The 20,997-nt window shown below is 67.6% G+C and carries 16 protein-coding genes; 7 read left to right on the top strand and 9 right to left on the bottom strand.

Annotated features, from left to right (window positions below; all coding sequences use genetic code 11):
* Positions 1 to 8 precede the first annotated feature (8 nt).
* From CLV29_RS10485 to CLV29_RS10475, 3 genes are all read left to right on the top strand, one after another.
* Positions 9 to 1,529, top strand: coding sequence for an NADH-quinone oxidoreductase subunit M (locus CLV29_RS10485; RefSeq protein WP_133754810.1), 1,521 nt, complete (start codon positions 9 to 11; stop codon positions 1,527 to 1,529).
* Positions 1,529 to 3,103, top strand: coding sequence for an NADH-quinone oxidoreductase subunit NuoN (gene nuoN, locus CLV29_RS10480; protein ID WP_133754809.1), 1,575 nt, complete (start codon positions 1,529 to 1,531; stop codon positions 3,101 to 3,103). The genes CLV29_RS10485 and nuoN overlap by 1 nt, the downstream gene beginning before the upstream one ends.
* 69 nt (positions 3,104 to 3,172) lie before the next feature.
* Positions 3,173 to 4,177 carry a polyprenyl synthetase family protein gene (locus tag CLV29_RS10475; protein WP_424991528.1) on the top strand — a complete coding sequence of 335 codons (1,005 nt, stop codon included), beginning with the start codon at positions 3,173 to 3,175 and terminating at the stop codon, positions 4,175 to 4,177.
* 21 nt (positions 4,178 to 4,198) lie between these two features.
* On the opposite strand, the gene CLV29_RS10470 is transcribed toward CLV29_RS10475, so the two are convergent.
* The 3 genes from CLV29_RS10470 to CLV29_RS10460 form a co-directional block, all read right to left on the bottom strand.
* Positions 4,199 to 5,608 (bottom strand): amidase, encoded by a 1,410-nt coding sequence (locus tag CLV29_RS10470; protein WP_133754808.1) that lies wholly within the window; start codon positions 5,606 to 5,608, stop codon positions 4,199 to 4,201.
* Positions 5,609 to 5,653: 45 nt separating this feature from the next.
* Positions 5,654 to 6,922, bottom strand: coding sequence for an alpha-hydroxy acid oxidase (locus CLV29_RS10465; RefSeq protein WP_133754807.1), 1,269 nt, complete (start codon positions 6,920 to 6,922; stop codon positions 5,654 to 5,656).
* 123 nt (positions 6,923 to 7,045) lie between these two features.
* Positions 7,046 to 8,734, bottom strand: coding sequence for an L-lactate permease (locus tag CLV29_RS10460; protein WP_133754806.1), 1,689 nt, complete (start codon positions 8,732 to 8,734; stop codon positions 7,046 to 7,048).
* Between the two features lie 124 nt (positions 8,735 to 8,858).
* On the opposite strand from CLV29_RS10460, the gene CLV29_RS10455 reads away from it, so the two are divergent.
* Positions 8,859 to 9,581, top strand: a complete 723-nt coding sequence (locus CLV29_RS10455) for a FadR/GntR family transcriptional regulator (RefSeq protein WP_133754805.1) — start codon at positions 8,859 to 8,861, stop codon at positions 9,579 to 9,581.
* 184 nt (positions 9,582 to 9,765) lie between these two features.
* On the opposite strand, the gene CLV29_RS10450 is transcribed toward CLV29_RS10455, so the two are convergent.
* From CLV29_RS10450 to CLV29_RS10430, 5 genes are read right to left on the bottom strand one after another with little or no spacing between them, the layout of a single operon-like run.
* On the bottom strand, positions 9,766 to 10,428 hold the full coding sequence (locus CLV29_RS10450; RefSeq protein WP_133754804.1) for a GNAT family N-acetyltransferase: 663 nt from the start codon (positions 10,426 to 10,428) through the stop codon (positions 9,766 to 9,768).
* Positions 10,425 to 11,723: a glycosyltransferase family 87 protein gene (locus CLV29_RS10445; RefSeq protein WP_133754803.1), complete on the bottom strand. Its 1,299-nt coding sequence runs from the start codon at positions 11,721 to 11,723 to the stop codon at positions 10,425 to 10,427. Before CLV29_RS10445 ends, CLV29_RS10450 begins: the two co-directional genes overlap by 4 nt.
* On the bottom strand, positions 11,720 to 12,922 hold the full coding sequence (locus CLV29_RS10440) for a glycosyltransferase family 87 protein (RefSeq protein WP_133754802.1): 1,203 nt from the start codon (positions 12,920 to 12,922) through the stop codon (positions 11,720 to 11,722). The genes CLV29_RS10445 and CLV29_RS10440 overlap by 4 nt, the downstream gene beginning before the upstream one ends.
* Before the next feature lie 32 nt (positions 12,923 to 12,954).
* Positions 12,955 to 14,109, bottom strand: coding sequence for a glycosyltransferase family 87 protein (locus tag CLV29_RS10435; protein ID WP_133754801.1), 1,155 nt, complete (start codon positions 14,107 to 14,109; stop codon positions 12,955 to 12,957).
* Positions 14,106 to 16,037 (bottom strand): M13 family metallopeptidase, encoded by a 1,932-nt coding sequence (locus tag CLV29_RS10430; RefSeq protein WP_133755170.1) that lies wholly within the window; start codon positions 16,035 to 16,037, stop codon positions 14,106 to 14,108. Before CLV29_RS10430 ends, CLV29_RS10435 begins: the two co-directional genes overlap by 4 nt.
* Before the next feature lie 157 nt (positions 16,038 to 16,194).
* Between CLV29_RS10430 and CLV29_RS10425 the strand changes: the two genes are divergently transcribed.
* Together CLV29_RS10425 and ppsA are read left to right on the top strand one after the other, a co-directional pair.
* A complete protein-coding gene (locus CLV29_RS10425) occupies positions 16,195 to 17,064 on the top strand; it encodes a pyruvate, water dikinase regulatory protein (protein ID WP_133754800.1) in 870 nt (289 codons plus the stop codon).
* A complete protein-coding gene (gene ppsA / locus CLV29_RS10420; RefSeq protein WP_133754799.1) occupies positions 17,061 to 19,430 on the top strand; it encodes a phosphoenolpyruvate synthase in 2,370 nt (789 codons plus the stop codon). The genes CLV29_RS10425 and ppsA overlap by 4 nt, the downstream gene beginning before the upstream one ends.
* Positions 19,431 to 19,562: 132 nt before the next feature.
* Here the strand turns inward: ppsA and CLV29_RS10415 are convergent, their stop codons facing one another.
* On the bottom strand, positions 19,563 to 20,492 hold the full coding sequence (locus tag CLV29_RS10415) for a methyltransferase domain-containing protein (RefSeq protein ID WP_208292838.1): 930 nt from the start codon (positions 20,490 to 20,492) through the stop codon (positions 19,563 to 19,565).
* A gap of 77 nt (positions 20,493 to 20,569) precedes the next feature.
* On the opposite strand from CLV29_RS10415, the gene CLV29_RS10410 reads away from it, so the two are divergent.
* Entirely contained in the window at positions 20,570 to 20,953 is a 384-nt protein-coding gene (locus CLV29_RS10410; RefSeq protein WP_243831832.1) for an ArsR/SmtB family transcription factor, read from the top strand.
* Positions 20,954 to 20,997: the final 44 nt, after the last annotated feature.

Here is a 20,997-nt window from a genome sequence, read left to right as displayed (position 1 = left end):
GAGTGGAGATGAGCTTTCCCTGGCTGGTGCTGCTCGGCGTCCTTCCCCTGCTCGGTGCTGCGGTGGTGATCATGTTGACCGGGAGGGTCGCCCGGGTGGTCGGACTGGTGTTCGCCCTGGCCACCCTCGCCGTGGCCGCCGGTGTCACCGTCCTCACCGCCGGCGGCGTGGAATTGATCACCCAGGTGCCCTGGATCACCGTGATCGGCGCCTGGTTCTCCCTCGGACCGGTCGACGGGTTGTCGGTCAGCATGCTGCTGCTGACCGCGCTGCTGACCCCCTTGGTGCTGCTGGGGACCTGGTCCGATCCCGACCACCTCGGCCGGGGAAGACACTGGGACGCCAATACCTACTTCGCCCTGGTGTTGGCGGTGGAAGGTTTCGCCCTGTTCACCTTCATGGCCACCGATGTGTTGTTGTTCTACATCGTCTTCGAGGCCTCGCTGGTGATGATGTACTTCCTGATCGGTGGCTTCGGCGGAGAACATCGAGGCCGGGCGGCGATGAAGTTCCTGATCTTCTCCCTTTCGGGTGGTCTGGTCATGCTCGGCTCGATCATCGGTCTGTACGGGGTCTCGGCCGGTCAGGGGCAGCCCACGTACCTGCTGACCGAACTGGCCCAGCTTGATCTGGACACCGGCGTCGGCCGTTGGATCTTCCTCGGGTTCCTCTTCGCCTTCGCGGTGAAGGCGCCGATGATCGGCATCCACACCTGGTTGCCCGACGCCGCTCAGCAGGGAACACCGGGGGGTACGGTGCTGCTGGTCGGGGTGTTGGACAAGATCGGCACCTACGGCATGATCCGGATCTGTCTCGAGCTCTTCCCCGCCACCTCGAAATGGGCTGCGCCGGTACTGCTGACCTGGGCGGTGGTCTCCATCATCTGGGCTGCCCTGGCCGCCCTCGTGCAGACCGATCTGTACCGGTTCGTCGCCTACTCCTCGATCAGCCACTTCGGCTTCATCGTGCTCGGCATCTTCGCCTTCACCACCCCCTCGCTGACCGGTGCGACCTTCTACATGTTCAACCACGGACTGTCGACAGCGGCGCTGCTGCTGGTGCTCGGTTTCGCGGTGAAGCGCCGCGGATCGGCGCAGATGGCCGACTTCGGCGGCGTGGTCAAGGTCGCCCCGGTACTGGCCGGTCTGACCCTGTTCGCCGGTCTGTCGGCACTGGCACTCCCTGGCCTGTCCAGTTTCGTCTCCGAGTTCCTGGTGTTGTCGGGAACCTTCTCCAGGCATCCGATCTGGGCGGTCGCCGCCGTGTTCGGTCTGGTGCTCACCGCTGCCTACGTACTGACGATGTACCTGAAGACCATGACCGGATCGCCCGGTGAACAGGTGCGCCGTACCCTCGCGGTCGACCTGAACGGGCGGGAACGGGTCGCCATGGCGCCGCTGGTCGTGCTGATCGTCCTGCTCGGGTTGTTCCCCGCACCGATGCTCGACCTGATCGAACCGGCCTCGGCCCACACCATGCAGCTGCTCGGGATGACCGATCCGGACAGGTTCGAACCAGGGGAGGGCTGATGCCGTACGTGATCAACTGGCAGTTGCTGGCACCGATGCTGTTGGTGTTCGTCGGCGGGGTGGCCGGGGTGCTGGTGGAGACCCTCGTCCCCCGTGAACGACGTCATGGTGCACAACGGCTGATCGCCTACGGTGCGATCGTGGCCGGATTCGCGACCGCTGCGGTGAACGCGTCCGCCGGTCTGCTCGGGCCGGCGGCTGCCGGTTCGGTGATGGTCGACCTGCCGAGCTACTCCAGCTGGCTGATCCTGCTCTTCTTCGGCATCTTGTCGCTCTTGCTCATCGGTGAGCGGACGCTGTACGCCGGCGGCACCGCCTTCGCCCCGCAGGCGGCCGCGACTCCGGGATCGGCCGACGAACGGGAGGCGATCGAGAAACGGGTCGAACAGACCGAGCTCTACCCGCTCACCCTCTTCGCGCTCACCGGGATGATGCTCTTCGCCTCCGCCGACGACCTGTTGATCATGTTCGTCGCGCTGGAGATCTTCTCCCTGCCGCTGTACGTGATGTGTGCCATGGCCAGGAGACGGCGACTGCTGTCGCAGGAGGCTTCGATGAAGTACTTCCTGCTCGGTGCCCTGTCCTCGGCGATCTTCGTCTTCGGCATCGCCCTGGTCTATGCCTTCGCCGGATCGTTCGACCTCGGCGGCGACGTGGACGGTCAGTCGGCCACTCCCGGTCTGGCCTCGGCCATCGCGCTTCGACCCGACGGATCACCGGTCCTGCTGGCCGGGCTGGTGATGATCGGGGTCGGCCTGTTGTTCAAGGTCGGAGCCGTACCGTTCGCAGCCTGGGTGCCCGACGTCTACGGCGGGGCGCCGAGCCCGGTCACCGCCTTCATGGCCGTCTGCACCAAGGTCGCCGCGATGGTCGGACTCGCCCGGGTGTTCTTCGTCGCCTTCGGCGGACTGCGCTGGGACTGGCAGCCGATGATGGCGGCCGTGGCGGTCGCCTCGATGGTGATCGGTTCGCTGCTGGCGATCGTGCAGACCGACATGAAGCGGATGCTGGCCTACTCTTCGATCACCCATGCAGGCTTCCTGCTGGTGGCCGTCGCCGGCGCCTTTCAGCCCGGTGGTTCGCAACTGAGCAGCCTGGGCGCGGTGCTGTTCTACCTGATCGCCTACGGCGGTGCCACCATGGGCGCCTTCGCAGTCCTGACCACGGTGCGCAACCGGTCGGGTGAGGCCAACTCGATGACGTCCTGGGCCGGGCTCGGGCGCAGGTCCCCGGTCACGGCCGGGCTCTTCACCTACTTCTTGTTGAGCTTCGCAGGACTGCCGCTGACCGCCGGTTTCATCGCCAAGTGGGCGGTGTTCTCCACCGCCTGGCGGGGCGGTTACCTCTGGCTGGTGGTGGTGGCGGTCCTCGCCAGCTTGCTGGCAGCGGCCTTCTACATCCGGGTGGTCGTCACCTTGTATTTCACCACCGACTCCGGCGACGCCGAGGTCGGCCGTGCCGGATGGGGGACCAAGGCGGTCTTGGCCGTAAGCTGTGGGCTCACGGTGGTGCTGGCCGTCGTGCCGGGATGGTTGCTCACCTTCTCGGCCCAGGCAGGTGAGTTCCTCCGCTGACCGCTACGGTGAGTCGTCAGCTTTTCGACCCGCCTGATCTGTTCTGCCTGATCTGTTTTGGAGGTGCGCTTGCTCCCGCGAGCCGAGGACGTGACGCCCGACGGCCAGTTGGCGGGTGAGTCCGCAGACACCGTGCGCCGACAGCTCGACCTGGTCGAGACCCGGCTGCTCGAAGCCTCCCGAGGCCGTACCGCTCTGGTCAGCGAGAAGTCCGGCCACATCATCTCCGCCGGTGGCAAGCGTTTCCGGCCGTTGCTGGTGCTGCTGGCCTCCCATTTCGGTGCGCCGGCCGCCGAGATCGACGAGGACCGCCTGATCGACGCCGCGGTGGTGGTCGAGCTGACCCATGTCGCGAGCCTCTACCACGACGATGTGATGGACGAGGCCGAGCTGCGGCGCGGTGCGCCGAGTGCCAACAGTCGCTGGGGGAACCTGCAGGCGATCCTGATCGGCGATCTGCTGTTCGCCCGCGCCTCCTCGGTGGTGTCGGCCCTGGGCACCGAGTACGTGAAGATCCAGGCCGACACCTTCGCCCGGCTGGTCCACGGCCAGCTCGCCGAGACCGTCGGTCCGGCCGACGGTGGCGATCCGCTGGCGCACTACCTGCAGGTGGTCTCGGACAAGACCGCTTCGCTGATCGCGACCTCGGCGCGATTCGGGGCGATGGTCTCCGGCGCGAGTGCTGCGGTGGTCGAGGCGTTGACCGAGTTCGGTGAGGTGATCGGTACGGCCTTCCAGCTCTCCGACGACATCATCGACGTCACCAGCGACACCACCGGCAAGGTGCCCGGGATCGATCTGCGAGAGGGAATCCCGACCCTGCCCACGCTGTTGCTGGGCGATGCGGCCGAGGACCTGGAGCTGCGGGCGATGATCGCCGAGGACCTGTCCGAGGACGCGAAACTGGCCGAGGTCCTGCAGCGGTTGCGGGCACATCCGGTGATCGACAAGGCACGGGCCGAGGTGGCCCGTCGGGCCGATCAGGCACGGGCGCTTCTGGAGCCGCTGCCCCCGGGCGATTCCCGGGATGCGTTGTTCGCCCTCTGCGACCAGGTCGTCACCCGTACCAGCTGAGCCCGGATCCCCGGGTGGCCATCAGAGCAGCGAGGGCGCCCGCCGGGGCCAAGGATCTGCCGTTTCCAGTTCGGCTGCCAACCGCAGGAGCAGGTGGTCCTCGCGAGCGGGGGCGCTCAGCATCGCGCCGAACGGCAGCTCGGCCCCATCCACCGTGGCCCGATGCAATGGCAGGCTGATGGCCGGGCGGCCGACGAGGTTGTACACCGAGGTCCACGGGGTGAAGGCGGTCTGGGCCAGGAAGTCCGCGGCCGGATCGTCGTCATTGCGCAGGCTGCCGATCGGGGCCGGAGGCTGCGCGAGGGTGGGACTGAGGACCACGTCGACATTCGCCCACGCCTTCGCCACGGTCCTTTCCAGTTGCTGAGCGTGGGCCAGTGCCGAGGCCAGCTGCGGGCCGGTGACTGCCTGGCCCTGTGTCCGCAGGTGACGGGTGAGCGCTGTCAACAGGTGCTCGCGCTCCGGGGGGACCGGGGCCAAGCACGCTCCCACCGACCAGGCCGCTCCGAACGCCTCCCATTCGGTCGGCCCGAAAGGAGGCGGGACAGGCTCGATCCGATGTCCCAGTGCTTCCAGCAGGGTGGCCGTCCGCTCGGCAGCGCGGAGGGATTCGGGATGGACCGGCGCGGCGGGCACCAGCACCGGGGTGGTGAGCAGGCCGACTCGAAGCCGAGGCAGGGGTTCGCCGAGGCTGGCCAGGAAGCCTCCACCGCTTCCCGGGAAATGATCGCCGGGCCAGCCCTCGGCGACCGCATCCAGGCCAGCTGCGGTGTCGGCGACGGTCATGGTCAGGAATCCCTGGCTGGCCAGGCCCGGTCCGTCGACCCCGAAAGGGCCCGGGCTGACGACACCGCGGCTCGGTTTCATACCGACCAGGCCGCAGGCGGAGGCCGGGATTCGGATCGATCCGCCACCGTCGCTGCCCTGGGCGATGGGTACGGCGCCCGATGCCACCGCTGCACCTGCGCCGCCACTGGATCCTCCGGCGGATCGACCGGGGTCCCATGGAGTGCGGGCAGGTGGGCCGACGTCCGGTTCGGTGTAGCAGGGCAGTCCGAACTCCGGGGTGCTGGTCTTGCCTATCATGATCGTGCCTGCCCGGATCAACCGGGTCACGATCCCGTCATCGCGACCGCCGACATTCCCGCCGAACGCACGGCTGCCGAGCTCGAAGGGCAACCCCGCGACCTCGTTCAAGTCCTTGATCGGGCAGGGTACGCCCAGCAGCGGGGATTGCGAACCAGCGGCCAGCGCTGCCTTGGCCGACTCGGCCGAGACTCGGGCATCGGCCTCGGCCACGACGACGAAGGCGCCGAACACGTCGTTCGACGCCTTCTCCAGGGCAGCAGTGGTGACCTCGTCGATCGACACTTCTCCCGATCTGATGGCCGCGGAGAGCTCGACTGCCGAGAGATCGGAGAAGTCGCTCATTGCCGCAGCCTAGTGGGGGCTGCCACCACGGCGCCCGGGTGTTCGTCAGCGAGTCAGCTCGCGCCGATCGGCACCATGGACCGGGCGTAGCCGGGTCAGTTGGCTGACATGCTCGGGCCGCAGTTCGGCCACCGAACCGACCTGCAGCAGCTTCATGGTCCGGATCACCTGTTCGGACAGGATCTCGATCATCCGTTCGACACCCTCGAGGCCACCGGCCATCAGGCCGTACAGGTACGCACGGCCGACCATGGTGAACTTCGCGCCCTGGGCGATGCAGGCGACCACGTCGGCACCGTTCATGATCCCGGTGTCGACGGCGACCTCCAGATCGGAGCCGACCTCACGGACCACCTCGGGCAGCAACCAGAAGGGAACCGGCGCCCGGTCGAGCTGCCTGCCTCCGTGGTTGGACAGCACGATCCCGTCGACACCGAGGTCGGCCAGTGCCCGCGAATCCTCGACGTTCTGCACGCCCTTGATCACCAGCTTGCCGGGCCAGAGGCTCCGGATCTCCTTCAGGTCCTCGAAGGAGATCGAAGGATCCATGGCCGAATCCAGGAGCTCGCCGACCGTACCTCCGGTGGAGGAGAGTGAGGCGAACTGCAGTTGGGGTGTGGTCAGGAAGTCCCACCACCACCAGGGACGCGGGATCGCATTGGCGATGGTCGACAAGGAGATCTGCGGGGGGATCGAGAAGCCATTGCGCTTGTCCCGAAGGCGGGCCCCTGCGATCGGGGTGTCCACGGTGAAGAACAAGGTGTCGAAGCCGGCTGCGGCGGCCCGCTCGACCAGCCCGTAGGAGATCTTGCGCTGCTTCATCACGTACAGCTGGAACCAGTTCCGGCCATGGGGATTGGCTGCGCGCACGTCCTCGATGGAGGTGGTGCCCAAGGTGGACAGCGCGAAGGGGATGCCCGCCTTCCCGGCGGCGGTGGCGCCGGCGAGCTCGCCCTCGGTCTGCATCAGTCGGGTGAAACCGGTGGGCGCGATCCCGAACGGCATCGCAGACGGGCCGCCGAAGATCTCGGTGCTGGTGTCCACCTGGGAAACGTCGCGCAGGATCGAGGGATGGAACTCGACATCGGCGAACGCCTGACGGGCACGCGCCAGCGAGATCTCGTCATCCGCCGCGCCATCTGTGTAGTCGAACGCCGCAGCCGGGGTACGACGTTTGGCGATCCGCCGCAGGTCCTCGATCGTCAGCGCGGATGCCAGCCGCCGTTTGCGGCCGTTCAACTCGGGGGTCTTGAGGTGGAGCAGGTCGAAGATCTCGCCGGGGCGTGGGATCTGCCGGGTCACGTGGATGGGCATGGGCTCTCCTTCATCGCAGGGTCGGATTCATCGCAGGGTCGGATTCATCGCAGGGTCGGATGGACGGGGACTTGGGTCGTGGGGGTGACGGTGGTTGTTGGTCTCCGGTGGGTCAGCGGCCGATCAGGGGAGCATCCAGGACAGGACCGAGGACTGCAGACCGACCAGCAGGCACAGAGCCAACAGCAGGCCGATGCTCCAACCGATGACCTTGCGGAAGATCTCCGATTCGCGTCCGACCAGGCCGACCGCGGTGGCGGCGATGGCCAGGTTCTGCGGGCTGATCATCTTTCCGACCACGCCTCCGGAGGTGTTGGCGGCGACCAGCAGGGTCGGGTCCAGGCCGGCGCGTTCGGCTGCCGCCTGCTGCAAGGTGGCGAACAGTGCGTTGGCGCTGGTGTCGGATCCGGTGACCGCGGTACCCAACCAGCCGAGGATCGGTGAGAGGAAGGCGAAGGCGGCACCGGTCCCGGCGATCCAGGTGCCGATGGTGATCGTCTGCCCGGACTGGTTCATCACATAGGCCAGGCCGAGGACGGCCCCGACGGTGAGGATCGAGAATCGCAGTTTGCTGACCGTGGCCCCCCACAGGCCGATCGTGCGGCGGGCACCGACGCGATAGACGATGGCGGTGATGACCCCGCAGATCAGCAACAGTGATCCTGCCCCGGACAGCCAGGTCAGGGTGTAGGTCGTGGAGCTGACGGCCTCCCCGGCGGAGTTGACGATGCTGCCGTGCAGGCCCGGCCAGGGGATCTTCACGTCGGTGGCGGCCAAGGCGTTCGTCAGTGGCGTCCACAACTTGGCCAAGGAGAACACCGCAATCACCAGCAGGTACGGGAAGAGAGCCATCACGACCCGACGGGTGGTGAGGTCGGTGGTGGTGACGGTGACGGTGTCCACTCCGCCGCCGGGGGTGCCGGTCGGTTCCTGGCCGGTTGCCTCCTCCTCGGCGATCCGTTCGCGGAGCAGGCGCTCGCGGGCCTCGGCGCTGCCCTGGGGCTTCCAGAACCGGAGCATGATCACGGCGGCGGCGATCGCGGAGAGGGAGGCGATGATGTCGGTGAGCTCGGTGGAGATCCAGGTCGCGCTGACCCACTGGGTGACGGCGAACACCGCGCCGACCACGAGAGCCAACGGCCAGACCTGCGTCACCCCGCGGCGGCCGTCGGCGAGCAGAACCAGGAAGAGCGGGACGAACAGCGCGATCACAGGGGTCTGATGCCCGACGTAGGCGCCGATGGTGTGGTAGTCGATGCCGGTGAGATTGCCGGCGGTGATGATCGGGATGCCGATCGCGCCGAAGGCGACCGGAGCCGTGTTCGCCAGCAACACCACGGTTGCCGCCCGCATGGGGGTGAACCCGACGGCGAGCAGCATCACACCGGTGATGGCGACCGGGGCGCCGAAACCGGCCAAGGCCTCCAGCAGTCCGCCGAAGCCGAAGGCGATCATCACCGCCTGGATCCGCGGATCGTCGGAGATCCGGTTGATCACCTTCCGCAGGTCCTCGAACCGACCACTGGCGACGGTGAGCTCGTAGAGCCAGATGGCGTTCAGCACGATCCACATGATCGGGAACAATCCGAAGACGATGCCCTGGGTGGCCGAGAGCCCTGCGAGATGGATCGGCATCTTGTATCCGACGATGGCCACCAGGAGGGCCACCGCGAGTCCGGCCAATCCAGCGAAGTGGGCCTTCCAGCGGAGGACGCCGAGGGTGACGAAGACGGTCAGCAGCGGAAGTGCTGCGATCAGGGAGGACAGGGCGAGGCTCTGCGCGATCGGCGCGAGCTCTGGGGTGTAGAGCACGGGGGCTCCTCCGATTCAAACGACGGTGTTTGTTACTGCGAAGGTTAGACCTTTCGATGGACTGTAGATATGGGGTTTGTGGATGTCAATGGTCTCTGTGGAATGACCGTGGTAGTAAAGGCGCATGAGCGATGCTGCCGAACCGAACTGGGTGCCGTTGAGGCGACGCCGCGCCCATGAGTTGGTGATCGAGGCCATCGAAGAACAGGTGATGGCCGGCGCGCTCAAGGTGGGGGATTCCCTGCCCCCCGAACGCGAACTCGCGGCTCGTTTGCAGGTCAGCCGGGCGGGTGTGCGGGAGGCTGTCCGGGTTCTGGAGCACATCGGGATCCTCACCTCCCGGCAGGGAGCCGGGCCGGACTCGGGGACGGTGGTTGCCGCGTCCACCAGGGATGCGCTGACCCAGTTCCTGCGGCTGCACGTCGGTCTGGCCAACTTCGCCATCGATGATGTGATCGAGGCCCGGGTCCTGTTGGAGCGTGCCAGTGCCATCTCTGCTGCAGAGCAGGGCAGCGAGGCTTTGGAACCGGTACGTCGGTCACTGGCTCGAATGGAAGCGGCCGGCGCGGACCGGGAAAGGTTCAACGATGCCGACACCGCCTTCCATCTCGCCATCGCCGAAGCCGGCGGCAATGATCTGGTGGCAGCACTGACCGCAGCCATTCGTGGTTCGGTGCGGCACCGGATCCTGGCGGCGATGCAGACGCAATCCCACTGGGAGGACGTGGTCGAACAGTTGCTGAGCGAGCACCGGGCGATCCTCGCCGCCTTGGAGGCGGGAGAGCCTCAACGTGCCGCCGAGTTGTCCGAACAGCACATCCGCAGTGCCGCTCGGACCCTCTGGTGAGAAACGCTCCTTACGGCCGGCAGTGTCCTCAGAGGTCGATCGTCACCCGTGCCTCGCGCGGGATCCCATGGATTGTCGTTCAGCAATCGGTCGAGGAGTTGATCATCGTTCTGGATTCCCATGTGTCGATCATGATCACCACCGAACACGTCGACCAGCGAATCTGCCGTGCGCAGATCTGCTGTCAGCGCACGGACAATCGTGTCAGCTGATTTCCATCGGCGTCGAAGTTGTCGGCCGAGAGCCAGCGCAGGTATTCCTCGCGCAGCGGCGGCCACTCGCCGTCGATGATCGAGAACCAGGCAGTGTCGCGGTTCAGCCCCTTCACCACCAGGTGCTGGCGGAACACGCCCTCGGCGGTGAACCCGAACCGAGCGGCCGCCCGCTTCGAGGGCTCGTTCAGGGAATCGCACTTCCACTCGAAGCGCCGATAGCCCAACGAGAACAGATGATCGGCGAACAGGAACAGCGCCTCGGTCGCGCCACGGGTACGCGTGAGCCCGGGTCCCCACAAGATGTTGCCGATCTCGGCGACACCGTTGGCCGGATCGATCCGCATCAGGGCCTGCCTGCCGAGCGCCCGCCCGGTGTCGTTGTCGACCACGGCGAAGAACATCGGATCCGTACCGCCGGCCGACCGCGCGATCCAGCTCGCCAGGTCTGCCCGATCGGTCGGCACGGTGTCGGGCAGGAAGCGGAAGCGGTCGGTCGCCCCCGGAGCCGAGCAAGCCACGAAGAGATCATCGACGTGAGCCTCGGTCAGCGGCTCCAGGCGTACCCAGCGGCCGGGCAGGACGCTCGGTTGCGGTACAGGCCGCGGGTGCCAGCCGGGCAGTTGCTCGGTCATCGCAGTTTCCTTCCCTCGGTGGTGAGCGGGCCCAGATCCGCCGGCGGTGGGACGCGAGCAGGGCGTGCCGTACGGGCCCAGGCCCAGGCGACCACCAGCAGGAGCAGGCTCAGCAGGGCGCCGGCGGCGGTGGCCGCCTGCGCGGGCAACGACAGGCGAAGGCCGACCTCGGTGTCGGTGTTCAGGTCCTGGAAGGGTTCGAAGGCGAACCATGCCCAGGTCAGCACCGCGAGCAGGCGTACCCATTCACCCACCGGGCGCAGCAGCACCAGCACCGCGATCGGGGCCAGCCAGGTGTAGGCATGGGTCCAGGAGATGGGCGCGGCCACGGTCGACCCGAGACCGACCAGCAGCAATGCCAGCATCGGTTCACCGGCTCTGTGCACCACGACAGCGGCGAGCAGGCACAGCAGCACCGGAAGCAGACCGCCGGCCAGGGTGAGCCAGATCGGCCGCTCGGCGACGGCCAGGAACCGCGCGCCGATCGCCGCCAATGACTGATTGGTGATCTGATACGCCGAATCGGCGGCGCCCGGAAAATCGCCGGTGGCGATCCCCAGCCAGTAGTCCAGCGACTCGGCCGGCCGGACCACGAACCCGACACCGGTGGCTACCAGTGCCGAGACCGTCGCCACCACGGCGCCACGATGCCGTCCGAGCAGTACCAGGGCGACGATGAACAGCGCCGGGGTGAGTTTGATCGCGGTCGCGACGCCGACCAGCGTGCCGACCGGGAGCAGTTTCTCGGGCAACCGGACCCGGTCCGGCAGCCAGGCGCCCAGCCGGGAGATCAGGGTCGGCCCCGGAGCCAGGTCCAGGATGCACATGGCCATCAGTGCGATTCCCACCTGGCCGAGGAAGAACACCTGATTGATCGGCCCGCCGAGGCCGATCGCCACGGTGGCGACCATCGGCGCATGCCAACCGTGCAAGCCGATCCGGAGGAAAACCGCGACCACCAAGGCCGAGTTGATCAACGACCAGATCGCCGGTGCGGCGGCCCCGCTCAGCTGCAGGGGCACGGCCAGCAGGGCGGCCACCGGCGGGTAGATCATCGGCAGTGCGGGCTCGGGCTGGGGATAGATCGGCTCACCGACCAGGAATCGGTGCGCAGCCTGCAGGTAGACATCGAGGTCGAACGGCGTCGGCTGCCAGGGCCAGCCGCCGGCGGCGTACAGACCGGCCAGGAACGGCCACGGCAACGCCACCAGAAACAACGCCAACCGCCGTCGGCGGGCCCGGCCACCGGCGTCCCGGTCAGGTGCCGCGTCGGCCGGCGGTACCGTCGTGCTCACGAACTCACCTGCACGGTCGAGGGGCCCATCCCCACCGCTGCCCGTTGTCTGCCCAGCACCCGCGCCCAACGGGTGAGGCCGAGACACAGCACCAACGCCAGCAGCGGGCCCAGGCCGACCACCATCTGCTGCAGGATCGTCAGCTGCAGCGCGGCATCCCCACTGGCGTCGATAGCCTTGAACGGCTCCACCGTCGTCCACCCCCAGTACACCGCGGCCAACAGCGCCAGCGGTTGGGGTGCACGGCGGCGCAGGATCATCAACGCCAGCGGGGCGACCCAGGTGAAGGTGTGGGTCCAGGCCACCGGCGAGGCGAGCGAGGTGCCGAGCCCGACCACCAACAGTGCGATGGTCGGTTCACCGGCGCGGAACAGTGCCCAGGCGGCCACCAGCACCGCCGCAGCGGCCACGGCGCAGGCCACCAGGGCCGCGGTCTGCCACCGTTCCGGATCACCACCGAAGCGCACCACCAGCGATCCCAGCGATTGGTTCGTGGTGCGGTACAACGAGTCCGATTCCTGCGGCAGGTCGCCGCCGAGCAGATTTCCCCAGTAGAGCGCGGAGTCGGCGGGGCGGACCAGCCAGGCGACGGCCGTGGCGGCCAGTGCCGCACCACCGGCGATCAGCGCCGGGCGGCGGCGACCGACCGCGAACAGGGCGACCACGAACAACGCCGGGGTCATCTTGATCGCCACGGCCAGACCGGTCAGGACTCCGCGCGGAAGCAACCGGGGACGGGAGGGAAAGAACTGTCCCAGCAGGGTCGGGCCGGGAGCGAGGTCGAGGAAGCACAGGCCCATCAGCACGATCCCCACCTGTCCGAGGAAGACCACCTGATCGTACGGTCCGCCGATCATGATCATGACCGCGGCCAGCATCGGCGCCTGCCAGCCACGTGCTCCCACCCGGGCGAACACCGCAGTCGCCACCGCGGCATTCACCAAGGGCCAGACCACGTAACCGCTCTCGGCGCCGAACAACAGCAACGGCAGGGCTGCGATGGCGGCGAACGGGGGATAGGTCATCGGCAGGTCGCCGGGTTCGGTGGCGTAGAGCGGCGTACCGGACAGCAGATCCTCGGCGGTACGCCGATACACGTCGAGGTCGACCGACATCGGGTTCCACGGCCAGCCGCCGGTCATCGCCAAGGCCGCCAGGAACGGCAGGGGCAGAGCCACCAGGGTCAGGCCGTTCGGCATCGGCCGTCGCGGTCTCGATCGCAGCGCCGTGCTCACCGGGCACTCACCGGTCGACGTCGCAACCCGAAGCTGACGACGCAGAGCCAGGCGATCACACCGATCGCGGTACCGGCGGCCACCAGCTCCGAGCCGCTGACCCGGTTCACCGGCATCACGACCGCCCACACCCCCAGCACCGCAGCACACAGCTGCCACCCGGGTCGGTAGCGACCGGTCACCACCACCGCGGCGAGGACGATCGCCAGCACCCAGGCGTGGGGGAAGGCCAGGGGCATCGCGGCCACCCCGCCCAGTGCGGCGGTCAGCATCGCGAGCAGCTGGTGTCCCTCACTCGCCAGTGCCCAGCCGGCCAGCACGGCCGCCCCGACCACCACCGCGACCAGGACGATCGTCAGCACGGTGGCGGACTCGCCATCGGTCACCCGGTGCACGATCGCGGCCAGCGAACCGTTGCTGCTGCGGTCCAGCGCATTGTCCTCGGCCAGATGTCCACCGGTCAGCGCGGCGGCGAAATAGCGTGCCGAGGATGCCGGGGCCAGCAGCCAGGTGATCAGGGTGAGGGCCGCGGCGGTGAACAGCGCCACGAACCCGGCTCGCCGGCTGCGGGGTACGCACAGCCAGGTGAGGATCACGGCGGCGGGAAAGATCGCCACCGCCGCCGCGATCCCGGTGAGCACCCCGCGCGGGAGTCCGAGCCTGGTCACCGGCACCGAGGCATCGGCCAACAGCAGGCAGGCCACGATGACGGTGACCTGGCCGAGCGAGAAGTTGTCCTTCACCGGGGCTGCCAGCGCGATCACCAACGCACCGACCAACGGCACCCAGGGCGAGGTCGGGCCGAATCCGGTCCCCAGCCGGCCGAGTACCGGCCGGATCAGGCCCTGACAGACCAGGGCGGCGGTCAGCAACACCCACAAGACCTCGGCGGCATCGACCCCGAGCACTGCCAGCGGCACCGCCAGCAGGGCCACCACCGGCGGCATGCTGAACGGAGTGCCGTCCACACCGTAGAGCGGGGACCCCTCCAGCAACCGCTGGGCGGCACCGATGATCGCCTGCAGGTCGACCATCGCCGGGTCAAAGGGCGACCAGCTCCCACCTTGGGCCCTGCCGGCGACGTAGGCGGCGGCCAGGAAGGGCAGTGGCAGACAGGCCCAGAAGGCCCGCAGCGAACTGCGCCGACTCACCAGATCTTCACGCGCTCGCTCGGAGCCAGCCACAACTCATCCTCCTCGGTCGTACCGAAGGCGTCGTGGAAGGCATCGACATTGCGGGCGGTCTGGTTGGCACGGAACTCCGGCGGCGAGTGCGGATCGGTGGCCAGGCGCTGCTTGACCGCCTCCGGACGCATCTTCGACTGCCAGACCGCCGCCCAGTTGTAGAACAGGCGTTTGCCGGAGGGGATGTCCTCGACCAACTCCTCGGGATCGGCCCCGGTCAGCAGCCAGGCCTTGTGGGCGATCGAGAGGCCGCCGAGATCACCGATGTTCTCCCCGATCGTCAGCTCACCGTTCACCTTCTGCCCGTCGGCCCCCTCCGGCGACAACTGGGCGTACTGCTCGATCAGTGCCTTCGTGCGCTCCTCGAAGGCCGCCCGGTCGGCATCGGTCCACCAGTTGCGGAGCACCCCGTCGCCGTCACAGGTCGAACCCTGGTCATCGAAACCGTGACCGATCTCATGACCGATCACCGCGCCGATGCCGCCGTAGTTGAGCGCGTCATCGGCCTCGGGGTCGAAGAACGGAGGCTGCAGGATGGCGGCCGGGAAGACGATCTCATTGCGCAGCGGGTGGTAGTAGGCGTTCACCGTCTGCGGGGTCATGAACCACTCGTCGGGATCGGTCGGCCGGGTCAGCTTGTCCAGCTCGTCGTCGATCACCCAGGAACGTACCGCCAGGACGTTGCCGACCAGGTCGTCGGTGCTGAACTGCAGTGAGGAGTAGTCCTTCCACTTGGCGGGGAAACCGATCTTCGGCCGGAACTTGCTCAGCTTCCGCAGCGCCTCGGCCCGGGTCTCGGCGGTCATCCACTCCAGCTCGCTGATCGAGTGCCGGTAGGCCTCGATCACCTTCGCGACCAGCTCGTCCATCCGTGCCTTCGCGACTGGCGGGAAATGCTTGTCCACGTACAACTTGCCGACGTCCTCGCCGATGCTGGCCTCGACCAGGGAGACGCCGCGCTTCCAGCGTTCCTTCAGCGCCGGTGTACCGGACAAGGTGGTGCCGTAGAACGCGAAGTCGGCGTCGACGAACCGGCTGTCGAGGTAACCGGCGAAGGCGGTGGCGGTCTGCCACCGGGCCCACGAGCGCCAGTGCTCGATCGGCAGCGAGTCGATCAACTCCGCCAAGCCTTCGAAGTACGACGGCTGGGCGTTCACGATCTCGGCCAGTGCCGCTGCCGGTAGGTCACCACCGTCGAGGACCGCCTGCCAGTCGAAACCGGCGGTCGCCGAGGCCAGCTCGTCCCGGGTCTGCGGGTTGTACATCTGACGGATGTCGCGGGTGCGTACCTTGTCCCAGTGCCGGGCAGCGATCGCGGTCTCGGTCTGCATGGTCGCGGCCGCCTCGGCTGCGGGGTCCGGGCTGCCGATCAGCGCGAAGACCTTCTCCAGATGCCCGACATAGGCGGTCCGGATCTCGGCGAACGCATCGGCCCGGTAGTACTCCTCATCGGGCAGACCCAGGCCGGACTGCCCGAGGAACAGCACGACCCGGCTCGGCTGCCCCGGGTCGGCATCGACCGACAACGAGACCACGGAGGTCACCCCGTGCCGGATCGCCCATCCGGTCCAGGCCGCCAGGGAATCGGCATCGACGATCTGCTCGGCCCGCTGCAACAGCGGTTGCAGCGGCCCGGCACCGCGGGCCTCCACGGCGTCGACATCGGTGAAACTGCGGTAGAGCGCGGAGATCCGCTGCTGGGAGGCATTGGGTGCCGCGACCTCGATGGTCTCGGTGATGATGTCGCGGACCGCCTCCTCGGCGGCGTCGCGCAATTCGATGAACGCCCCGGTGGAGTGCTGATCGTCGGGAATCGTCGCGGTCCGCAGCCACTGGCCGTTGACATGGCGGTACAGGTCGTCCTGCGGTCGGATCGAGGTGTCTGCATAACGCATCAGCTCAGAAGTCACCTGCCGAGGCTAACCGAAATCCCCGTCGGATCCTCGCCGAGGAGCCTGTTCGGACCCCGATCCACCGTCGCCACCACGTGTTCGTGGTTACACCCGGCAGTCAGCGAGGTACGGGCCCGCGCGATATGACAAAGTGCACCCTGTGAACACCGATGTTCAGACTCCGGCAACGCCGGTCTTCTTCGTGGCCGGCGGCACCGGCATCTCGGCCGAGACGCTGGGCAACATGATGCTGCAGCAGTTTCCCGGGCTGACCTTCGTGCGGGACAAGATGCCGTTCATCAAGACCGTCCACCAGGCCAGGGAAGCGGTGGCGGCGATGGATGCCGCGCGGACCGAGGAGGTCACCCCGCTGGTCTTCTCCACCGTCGCGGTGGAGGAGATCCGGGAGATTCTGGCCACCACCCAGTGCGCGTTCATCGACCTCTTCGGTTCCCACCTGAGCACCGTCGAACGGGTGCTGCACGTCAACGCCGCCCGGAACGCCAACAGCGCCCACGGGGTGAAGGACCCCCGGGAGTACGACGCCCGGATGCAGGCCGTCGAGTTCGCGATCGAACACGACGACGGGCAGAGCCTGCGCCAACTGGAGGCCGCCGACCTGATCCTGACCGCGCCCTCGCGGTGCGGCAAGACCCCGACCACCATGTACCTGGCGTTGCAGTACGGCCTGAAGGTCGCCAACTACCCGCTGGTCGAGGAGGACTTCGACGACGACGAGCTGCCGCGACCGATCCGCGACCACGTCGCCAAGTGCTTCGGGCTGTTGTCGACGGCATCTCGGCTCAGTCAGGTACGCAATGAGCGCCGCCCGGGCTCGCCGTACGCCTCCCTGGCCCAGTGCACCTATGAGCTGCGCCGGGCCGAGGCGATCTTCCGGGCGAACAAGATTCCCTACATCAACTCCTCGTCCATGTCGGTCGAGGAGATGGCTGCAGTGATCATTCAGACCCGCAAATCGGGGCGTCGACGAGCGAGTCGGAACCGACCCCGCGGAGAGGACAGACAATGAGCAACATCGCATGGTTCGCCGACCTGGGCATGGGCGACGTGGAGACCGTCGGTGGCAAGAACGCCTCCCTCGGTGAGATGGTCCAGCACCTGTCGAAGGCTGGGGTACGGGTACCGACCGGGTTCGCCACCACCGCCGAGGCGTACCGGCGATTCTTGGTCGACACCGGGTTGAAGGCCGCGATCGACGAGGCCCTGGACGGGCTCGACGTCGACGACGTGAAGGAACTGGCCCGGGTCGGGGCGAAGATCCGTGGCGACATCGAGGCCCAGGAGTTCCCCGACGACCTGGCCGACGACATCCGTTCGGCCTACGCCCAGCTCACCGCCGAACAGGGTGGGGCGACCTTCGCCGTCCGCTCCAGCGCGACCGCCGAGGACCTGCCCGATGCCTCCTTCGCCGGCCAGCAGGAGACCTTCTTGAACATCAGCGGGATCGACAACATCCTGCACGCGATCAAGCTGGTCTTCGCCTCGTTGTACAACGACCGGGCGATCGCCTACCGGGTGCACGCCGGGTACGACCACTCGCTGGTGGCACTGTCGGCCGGGGTGCAGCGGATGGTCCGCTCCGACATCGGCTCGTCGGGGGTGATGTTCACCATGGACACCGAATCCGGTTTCCGGGAGGCGGTCTTCATCACCTCGGCCTACGGGTTGGGTGAAGGGGTGGTCCAGGGGGCGGTGAACCCCGACGAGTTCTACGTCTACAAGCCCGCACTGCGCCAGGACAGGCCGGCGATCCTGAAGCGATCGGTCGGTGCCAAGGCGACGAAGATGATCTACACCGGTGACGAGGTGGTGGGGGAGACGGTGCATTTCGTCGACGTCGAACCCGAGGACCAGGCGCGGTTGTCGCTGACCGATGCCGAGGTCACCGAGCTGGCTACGCATGCGCTGGCGATCGAGGAACATTACGGGCGGCCGATGGACATCGAATGGGGCAAGGACGGTGACGACGGGCTGCTCTACATCCTGCAGGCCCGCCCGGAGACCGTGCAGTCGCGGGCCACCGGGTCGACCTTGCAGCGCTACAAGGTGCTCGAACGCGGGCCGGTGGTGGCCGAAGGCCGGGCGATCGGCCAGAAGGTCGGCGCCGGTGCGGTGCGTTCACTCACCTCGATCGAGGCGATGCACGAGTTCCAGCCCGGTGAGGTGCTGGTCGCCGACATGACCGATCCCGACTGGGAACCGATCATGAAACGGGCCTCGGCGATCGTCACCAACCGCGGCGGCCGTACCTGCCATGCCGCGATCATCGCCCGCGAGCTGGGGATCCCGGCCGTGGTCGGCACCGGGAACGCCACCCGAGAACTCACCGACGGCCGGGAGGTCACCGTCTCCTGTGCCGAGGGCGACACCGGTTACGTCTACGACGGCAGGCGCGAGTTCGAGGTGGAGGAGACCGCCCTGGACCAGATGCCGGAGATTCCGGTGAAGATCATGATGAACGTGGGCACCCCCGATCAGGCCTTCGAGTTCAGCCGGTTGCCGAACTCCGGCATCGGGTTGGCGCGGTTGGAGTTCATCATCAACCGGCAGATCGGGATCCATCCGCGGGCGTTGCTGGAACTCGACGACCAGCCCGCCGAACTGGCCGAGCAGATCCGGGCGCTGATCTCGGCCTACGACAGCCCGCGGGATTTCTTCGTCAAGCGGGTCGCCGAGGGTGTGTCCATGCTGGCTGCCGCGTTCTGGCCCGAGCCGGTGATCGTCCGGATGTCGGACTTCAAGTCCAATGAGTACGCCGGGCTGCTCGGCGGTGAGGCCTACGAGCCGGACGAGGAGAACCCGATGCTCGGCTACCGCGGCGCCTCGCGGTACCTGTCAGCGGACTTCGAGGACTGCTTCGCGATGGAGTGCGAGGCGCTGCGACTGGTCCGCGACGACATGGGACTGACGAACGTGAAGGTGATGATCCCGTTCGTCCGTACCCTCGCCGAGGCCGAGGGAGTGATCGAACTGCTGGGGCGCAACGGTCTGGAACGTGGCCGCAACGATCTGCAGGTGGTGATGATGTGCGAGGTGCCGAGCAATGCGGTGATCGCCGACGAGTTCCTGCAGCACTTCGACGGATTCTCGATCGGCTCCAACGACATGACCCAGCTGACTTTGGGACTGGACCGCGACTCCGGACTCGTGGCCGCGGGATTCGACGAGCGTGACCCGGCGGTGAAGAAGATGTTGCAGATGGCGATCGAGGCCTGCCGGCGGCAGGGCAAGTACGTCGGCATCTGTGGCCAGGGTCCCTCGGACCACCCGGATCTGGCCGACTGGTTGCTGGACCAGGGCATCGAGTCGATGTCGCTGAACCCCGACACCGTGGTCGAGACCTGGCTGCGGCTGGCGAAACGCTCCAGGGTCTGAGGCCGAGCGAGCGTTGGCGCCAGGGTCGCGCCTTGTTCAGGGGCGGTGGTCCTCGGCAGGATCAGCATCCACCGCTCGGCCCCTCGGTGGTGGCTCGGGGCGCGGATCGATCCGGTCCCGCCGAGCCGTGGCTCATCGGCGAACGGCGCGGATGATCGCTGCCCGGGCATGGGTGTGCACCGGGTGGGTGTAGCGGATCTCGATGCTGGACCAGCCGGCATCGCTCAGGTGCCGGCGGTAGTCGTCCTCGGTCAGGGCGCCGGCGATGCAGCCGGTCCAGGCGGCGAGGTCGGCGCGGGTGGCCTGGTCCAGATCGTCGTCGGCAATCACATCGGAGACCGCGAACCGGCCGCCGGAGCGGGTGACCCTGGCCGCTTCGGTGAGCACCGACGACTTGTCCGCGGCGAGGTTGATCACACAGTTGGAGATCACCACGTCGACCGACCCGTCGGGCAGTGGGAGGTCTTCCAGGTAACCGCAGACGAAGCTGACGTTGCAGACGCCTGCCGCGGCGGCATTGGCCCGGGCGAGGTCGAGCATCTCACTGGTCATGTCCACCCCGATCACCCGGCCGCCGGGCCCCACCCGGGCGGCCGCGATCAATACGTCACCGCCGGCACCGGAACCGAGGTCGAGGACCGTCTCGCCCGGGTGCAGATCGGCCACCTCGGTGGGAAGCCCGCAGCCGAGGGAGGCCTCGACCGCGGTCTCGGCCCCGGCCAGGTCGAGACCGGCGTAGAGGGCAGAGCCGAAGGCCATGGCGTCCGATCCGTCGGTGACGATGCCTGCGCTGGTCGCGCTGTGGGCATCGGCGTCGGCGTCGGCGGTGGGCTCTGTGTCAGTGGAGGTGCCGGTGTCGATGACGTCCGGCTTCTCGGGGCGAGTGCGGGGTTCGCAACAACCGGCCGGCTGGCGGATCGGTCGGCCGGCTGCGATTGCATAGCGCTGCCGTACCTGTTCACGGATGTCCCTGGGGTGCTCGGCCGGAGTCGTTTCGACCTCGGGTGTTCCGGCCGGAGTCGTTTCGACCTCGGGTGTTCCGGTCGGGGTCGGTTCGGGCACGGTTGCTCCCGTCGGAGTGATTCGATGACTGTCGAATCAATCGTCGATGCTGTATTGACATGTGCCAATATGGAGCGGTGAATCAGCTGGTGAACTCACTCGAACTACGGGCGGCGGAGATCTTCAAGGTCCTCGGCGACCCGGTGCGGTTTCGGCTGCACCTGCGGATCGCCGGCAGCCGGGCGGCCATCTGCGTCTGCGATCTGGGTGAGCTCGGGGTTTCCCAGCCGACGGTCTCCCATCATCTGCGCAAGCTGCGCGAAGCGGGCCTGGTCGACTGTGAGCGGCGCGGGACCTGGGTGTACTACTGGGCGCTGCCGGAGGCGCTCGAGCCCGTGCAGGAACTGGGTCTATTCTCGTGGAGCCCGGCGACGGCAATCCCTTCCGCAAGTTCGGCCCCTCCACAGGCTGCGCAGAGGCCGAACTTGCTGAAGAGATGCGGTGACGGTCCTGATGCTTGAGCGCGGATCGAGTCTGACGAGGGTGGGAGCGTGCGATCAGCCCA

The sequence above is a fragment of the Naumannella halotolerans genome (assembly GCF_004364645.1).
GTDB lineage: Bacteria > Actinomycetota > Actinomycetes > Propionibacteriales > Propionibacteriaceae > Naumannella > Naumannella halotolerans.
Note: the sequence above shows the minus strand (reverse complement) of the source record. Positions and strands in the feature narration are given on the sequence as shown.